The organism is Caballeronia catudaia (assembly GCF_001544755.2).
In the GTDB taxonomy this organism is placed as follows: domain Bacteria; phylum Pseudomonadota; class Gammaproteobacteria; order Burkholderiales; family Burkholderiaceae; genus Caballeronia; species Caballeronia catudaia.
On sequence record NZ_FCOF02000100.1, the window covers coordinates 1 to 5,717 of the forward strand.

General features: G+C 60.0%; 5 protein-coding genes and 3 pseudogenes. All 8 read right to left on the reverse strand.

The genetic code is table 11. The annotated features are described in order from the left end of the window. Window positions 1–69: 69 nt before the first annotated feature. Window positions 70–552, reverse strand: a pseudogene (locus AWB75_RS35930) (response regulator); the annotation flags it as partial. Then, the gene (gene pqqE, locus AWB75_RS35935; RefSeq protein WP_087087196.1) at window positions 549–1,760 is read right to left on the reverse strand and encodes a pyrroloquinoline quinone biosynthesis protein PqqE; all 1,212 of its coding nucleotides are present in this window, start codon (window positions 1,758–1,760) and stop codon (window positions 549–551) included. The pseudogene AWB75_RS35930 and the gene pqqE, both read right to left, overlap by 4 nt. A 4-nt stretch (window positions 1,761–1,764) precedes the next feature. Continuing rightward, a complete protein-coding gene (gene pqqD, locus AWB75_RS35940) occupies window positions 1,765–2,034 on the reverse strand; it encodes a pyrroloquinoline quinone biosynthesis peptide chaperone PqqD (protein WP_061128681.1) in 270 nt (89 codons plus the stop codon). Beyond that, window positions 2,031–2,729: a pyrroloquinoline-quinone synthase PqqC gene (gene pqqC / locus AWB75_RS35945; protein ID WP_061128682.1), complete on the reverse strand. Its 699-nt coding sequence runs from the start codon at window positions 2,727–2,729 to the stop codon at window positions 2,031–2,033. Before pqqC ends, pqqD begins: the two co-directional genes overlap by 4 nt. A 91-nt stretch (window positions 2,730–2,820) precedes the next feature. Continuing rightward, window positions 2,821–3,595: pseudogene (locus AWB75_RS35950) on the reverse strand (pyrroloquinoline quinone biosynthesis protein PqqB). Between the two features lie 366 nt (window positions 3,596–3,961). Continuing rightward, entirely contained in the window at window positions 3,962–4,036 is a 75-nt protein-coding gene (pqqA, locus tag AWB75_RS35955) for a pyrroloquinoline quinone precursor peptide PqqA (RefSeq protein ID WP_087087197.1), read from the reverse strand. Window positions 4,037–4,588: 552 nt separating this feature from the next. Further along, window positions 4,589–5,328 (reverse strand): IS6 family transposase gene (locus tag AWB75_RS35960; protein ID WP_235012429.1). Its coding sequence is split into 2 segments (ribosomal slippage): window positions 4,589–5,245 and window positions 5,248–5,328, totalling 738 coding nucleotides; the frame shifts between segments, so codons are not numbered across the junction. A 64-nt stretch (window positions 5,329–5,392) separates the two neighbouring features. Further along, window positions 5,393–5,549: pseudogene (locus AWB75_RS39100) on the reverse strand (MFS transporter); the annotation flags it as partial. Between the last annotated feature and the right edge of the window lie 168 nt (window positions 5,550–5,717).

Consider the following 5,717-nt stretch of genomic DNA (forward strand, 5'->3'; position numbering starts at 1 on the left):
CTTGCCTTCGCTTTCCATGCTTCAAATCTCCCGTTACAGCCAAGATCCGAAGTCTCCTACATTTCCGGGGCGGTTCACTTCGAACTCGCGTGGCGACAACTGCCTGCCGCCTGCCGCGCCGTCGTGGCAGCCCGAACCCAGCGCGAGCGCGTGCGACACGTCGGGGCTCAGATAACGCTTGCGCCGTGCGATCTCATGCACTGCTTCGACCAGTACATCGGGCGCGCTCGCCTTCGTGACGTAGCCCAGTGCGCCGGCATCAAGCGCGCGCCGCACGAATACCGCTTCCTCGTGCATGCTGAACGCGAGCACCCGCGTGCCCGGTTCGCGAGCCAGCATCCGGCGCATCGCCTCGATACCGCTCGCACCCGGCAAGGACACATCCATCACAACCACCTCGGGCGTGAGCGCACAAAAGCGTTGATATGCCTCGGTCGCATTGCCGGCTTCGCCCACGACATTCACGTCGCCGCGCTGTTCGAGTAGGCGCTTATAGCCCTCTCGGACCACTGCGTGATCATCGACCAGCAGCACCGCGATCTTGCGCATCATGATCGTTCGCGTGAGTTCGCGTCGGTGCGAAATATGATCGGCTGTTCCCTGACGGATGCGCGGCGCGGCGCAGCCTGCGGGCGCGCGGCCGCGAAACGCACGGTCTGCTCGACAGCGCCATGCAGCGGCGACTTCTCACACACCGGGTCGGCGTTGGCAGCGTCGCCCGTCAACAAATAAGCTTGGCAGCGACAACCTGCAAGATCGTGTTCCTTCTCGTCGCAACTCCGACACGGCTCCTTCATCCAACCGAAGCCGCGATAGCGCCGGAACGTGTCGCTGCAATACCAGATGTCCGCGAGGGGCCTCTCCGTCACGCGCGGAAGCACGAGCCCAGGCAGCGAGCGCGCCGCGTGACACGGCAGCGCGAGCCCGTCCGGCGCGATGCCGAGGAAAAGGTTGCCCCAGCCGTTCATGCAGCGCTTCGGGCGATCCTCGAAGTAGTCGGGCACCACGAACAGGATCTTGCAGCGCTCGCCGATGCGCTTCCGATACCGTTGCACGACAGCTTCGGCCTGCTCGACCTGCGAGCGCGTCGGAATCAGTTCGGCGCGGTTCAGGTAGGCCCAACCGTAATACTGCGTGTTTGCCAGTTCGAGGTAATCGGCGCCCATCTCGAGCGCCATGTCGATAATCCTGTTCACATGAGGCAAGTTATAGCGATGCAACACGCAGTTCAGCACCATCGGAAAGCCATGCGCCTTGATCGATGTCGCGACCTTCTTCTTCAGCTCGAAGGTGCGCGTGTTGCTAAGAAAATCGTTCAGCTCTTGCGTCGAGTCCTGGAAGGACAGCTGGATGTGATCAAGGCCCGCGTCTTTCAATGCACCGAGTCGCTTGTCGGTCAAGCCAATACCAGATGTAATCAGGTTCGTATAAAAGCCAAGCTTGCGTGCTTCCTCGACGAGCACTTCGAGATCGTCGCGCAGCAGTGGCTCGCCTCCGGACAATCCAAGCTGTGCAGCGCCCAGCGCGCGCGCCTGGCGCAGCACGTCGAGCCACTGTGCAGTGCTCAGTTCCTGCCCGAGCGACGCATAGTCAACGGGGTTCGAGCAGAATACGCAGTGCAAAGGACAGCGATAGGTAAGCTCGGCCAGCAGCCACAGAGGCGGGCCAACTGGCGGGTCAGCGAGCGGCGCCACAGTGCGCGGGCTGGCGCCCGTCTCGGTGGACTGTATTGGGTTACGCGGATCGGCGGGATCGTTCATCGGATCACTCCAGCCAGCCACGTCGGTCGGCTTCGCCGACGAACGCCAGCACTTCGCCGCCGATTTCGCGCGTATTAAACGCCGCTTCCAGATCGGCGATCAGTGCATCGACATCGCGTGTGCCGTCGCAGCGCAACAGGATTTCGGACGCGCTCCGGTTGAGCTTCACCATCCCTTCCGGGTACAGTAGTACGTAGGCTCGCTGTACCGGTTCGAACTGAAGCCGGTAAATCGGCTTCAACTTCAACAGTCGGATGCCGGAAATCCCGTTCATTGCACAAACGCCTTCTCGATCGAATCGAGCATGGTCCAGAGAATATCGAGCTTGAACTGCAGGATGTCGAGCGCGCGTTGCTGCTTTTCGCGGCGTCTAAAATGTTCGAGCGTCACTTCGAGACCATGTTCGACATCGCGCTGCGCGAGCGAGATTCGCGAGCGGAAATACGCGAGGCCGTCCGGCTCGATCCACGGATAGTGCTCGGGCCAGCTTGCAAGGCGATCATGGTGGACTTGCGGCGCGAACATCTCGGTCAGTGACGAGCACACGGCCTCCTGCCAAGGCGCGCGGCGCGCGAAGTTCACATAGGCGTCGACGGCGAAACGCACGCCCGGCGTCACCTGCTTGAGCGACCACAGTTCGTCGCGCGTTAATCCCACCGCATTGCCGAGCTGCGCCCACGCTTCGATCCCGCCCGCCTGATCCCCAAAGCCATCGTGATCGAGAATGCGCAGCGCCCAGCGACGGCGCGTCGCGCGATCCGGGCAGTTGGACAGGATCGCGCCGTCCTTCAGCGGAATGTTGATCTGGTAATAAAAGCGGTTTGCGACCCAGCCACGGACCTGTTCCCGCGAACAACCACCGCTATTCATCTTCACGTTGAACGGATGATGAATGTGGTACGCGGCGCCCTTCGCACGCAGTTGCGTTTCGAATTCGTCGCGGGTCCAAGCAATGCGTTCTGAGTCCATCGTGTCTCTGTCTGTATATTTGTGTTCCGTGCGCGATGCAGCCGATGCGCGTTACGTCCGCGGGGGCTTACGGCGGCCATCGCTTCCCGTATTACAGTTCGAATTGCATGCCGTCGTGGGCGACTTCGATTCCGTGCCGCTCGAGTTCCGCGCGTTCGGGCCCTCGCTCTCTGAGAATCGGATTCGTGTTGTTGATATGAACCAGCACCTTGCGCACGTTCCGGCGAACGATGGTATCGAGCACTTCGATCATGCCGCCCGTGCCTGTCTGCGCCCGGTGCCCCATGTCGGCTCCGGTATTGCTCGACAGCCCGAGGCGGATCATCTCGTCGTCAGTCCAAAGCGTGCCGTCGATGAGCAGCGGGTCCGCGCTGCACATCGCGGCCATCACATGCACCGGTGAGAAACGGGATCTCGAGCGTCGCGCCGTCGCCGCCATCGGCCGGTATCTGCCGATGCTCGATGCCGCAGTAGCTCGACAGGATCGGCCCGATCGGAAAGCCGCTTCTTAGGTCCTGCCACACGGGCGCGGTCGCATACAGCGGCAGCGGCCCGTGATGCTCGCGCAGCATCAACAGGCCGCTCACGTGGTCAATCTGTGCGTCCATTGCCAGTATCGCGGCGATCCCGCTGTCGCGGACTGCGCGCGCTGGCTGTAGCTCCGTATTCGATGCGATCTGCGCGAGAATGTCCGGGGACGCATTGACCAGCAGCCAGTCTGCACTGTTCGTCGTGACCGCGAGCGACGATTGTGTGCGTCGCCGGGCGTCGATCGTGCCGCGTCTGAAGCCGTCGCAATTCGGGAAATTGCATTTCCATTGAGGGAAACCGCCACCCGCTGACGAGCCGAGTACCTTGATTTTCATAGCAGCATTCGCGAAGTCAATTTGTCGTGATCGTTGAATTCACCGTTAAATGCGCTGGCATGCACTGTCATGTCGCGACGGGCTGGTTGGGCTCATGCTCGACAAGTGCTTTATCGGGTGGTGTCATGCTCCGTGCTGCCTCTGCCCGCCGCCTCCAACGCAATAGTGAAGCGGTTGTCGAACCCGCGGGCACCGGTCCGATAGTGCGCCCCGTGTCGTGTCCCCAAACACAATGCGAGGAAATCGGGCGCGCTCGAAAGCGCGCCCAACAACGGCAACCTTGAAACTCGAGCACGGCGACGCGCTTTGAGGGATTTCATCGGTTGCTTTGCGCGGCGCGGCCTTTACAACGTGACGGCCGTGCTTCTATCGATTCGCGATGTACATCGTGATTTCGAAACCCAAGCGCAGATCGGTGTAAGCGGGTGTCGTCCACTTCATATAGCCTCCTTGATTGTTTAAACACAATCGGATCGACAGTCGGGTCGACCCAACGTTCGATTGCCCGGATGATTCCGAGCGGTTGCAGCGGCGATACCACCGGCAATGCATCGCTCACTGATCCTCGTTGCCCTGGAAGTCGCCGAGGTTCGCCGTAGCTCACACGGCTTTCGCGGCTCGCTCCTCGGACGAGTGCATGGAGCCTTCGGGATGGCGACGCACGCGGCCTTCCCAGATGGAACATCGACCGACTGGTTGATCCTTGCAGAGCCAGTCCGCGATCAACTGGAGCGCTCGCCCTCGCCCCCTGGGGCAAAGGGCCCAGGCGTCGAGCCCGTCTCGACATCACTCTACGGCGAAGGCGCGGAGAGAAAAATGCGCCATCGGGAAAAGACATTTCCGTTAGACGGACGAATCGACCACTGCGCGACACCTCATCACGCCAGCCGACAAACCGCTCGCCAAACCGCCACGCTAATAACAGCAAGTGCCCAGACTTCAACCGGACGAGATCCATTCATCTCATTGATTGGTTCGGTCGCAGTAAGGAAATCAGGAAAAGTGCTGGTGGGACGAATAGGAATGCTTATTTCGCAAGATCGTAGACTGCTCGGGGACTGAACGATGCCGCCCATCGTCACTCTTCATCTGCCCTTTCGATATCATGTGCATGAGTTCGATGCCGCCTAAAATGATGCGGGCGCAACGAAAGCTCTTGAATCCTAGCATTGGCCGTGCGATGCGTTTGATCGCTCGATGGTCCTGCTCCACCACGTTGTTCAGATACTTCGATTGTCGAATTTTGATCGGCACTTCGCGATCAGCATTGATCGCATTTAGCCCTGCGAGATTCGCCCCGCTCTTGTCGATTGTCACCGTCTCCGGCACGCCGTTTCCAGCGATCGCCTTTTCAAAATAGCGCCGGGCTGCAGCCTTGTCCCGCTTGGCGCGGAACAGAAAGTCAACCGTGTCGCCGGCCTTATCGACGGCCCGATACAAGTACTTCCATTTGCCGTTGACCTTGATGTAGGTCTCGTCCATTCGCCAGCTTCGACCGACCTTTTTCTTGCGCTTTCCGAATGCCTTACCGAGCGCGGGCAGCAACTTGATAGCCCACCGGTGCACCGTCGAATGCTCGACCAAAACTGCCCGCTCGGACATCATTTCTTCCAGATGACGCAGACTCAACGGGTAGCCGACGTACCAACGCGTACGCATGTCAGCATTATGTCCAGCGGGTAATGCAGCCGTTTGAGCACCTTGCTCACAGCGGCGTTCGGGGCCTTGATCATTCGTTACACATCGCTCGTCTCGGGACCGACCACCATATCAGATCGGCCTACTGCGACAGAACCCAAACGTGGCAGACATGAAGATAGAGTTCAATTGGCAATGTCGACCAGCCGCTCTTGAGCATCGCGGCAAGCACTGAACTCGACAGCGTATTGTCGAATGAGTCGAAGAACATACCCAAACCGACTAACCATAGGACGCGCGTATGAAACGGTCCAATTGGGAGGCGATCGAGTCGCGCACCAGCATTTACTCGGCGGTTTCAAACCGAAGTGCAACGAGGGGGTTAATGTTTAGCGTTTTGAGGTTGTCCCGCTGAGGCAAGTGTCGCAGCGAAAACCTCGAATGGCGAATGGAACGCGTGGGTTGCGCGCGGCCGGCTGTTCAG

Bases quoted from the DNA above. Each gene is read 5' to 3' on its own strand.
- pqqE (WP_087087196.1), bottom strand. From the start codon at position 1,760: ATGAACGATCCCGCCGATCCGCGTAACCCAATACAGTCCACCGAGACG.
- pqqC (WP_061128682.1), bottom strand. From the start codon at position 2,729: ATGGACTCAGAACGCATTGCTTGGACCCGCGACGAATTCGAAACGCAA.
- pqqD (WP_061128681.1), bottom strand. From the start codon at position 2,034: ATGAACGGGATTTCCGGCATCCGACTGTTGAAGTTGAAGCCGATTTAC.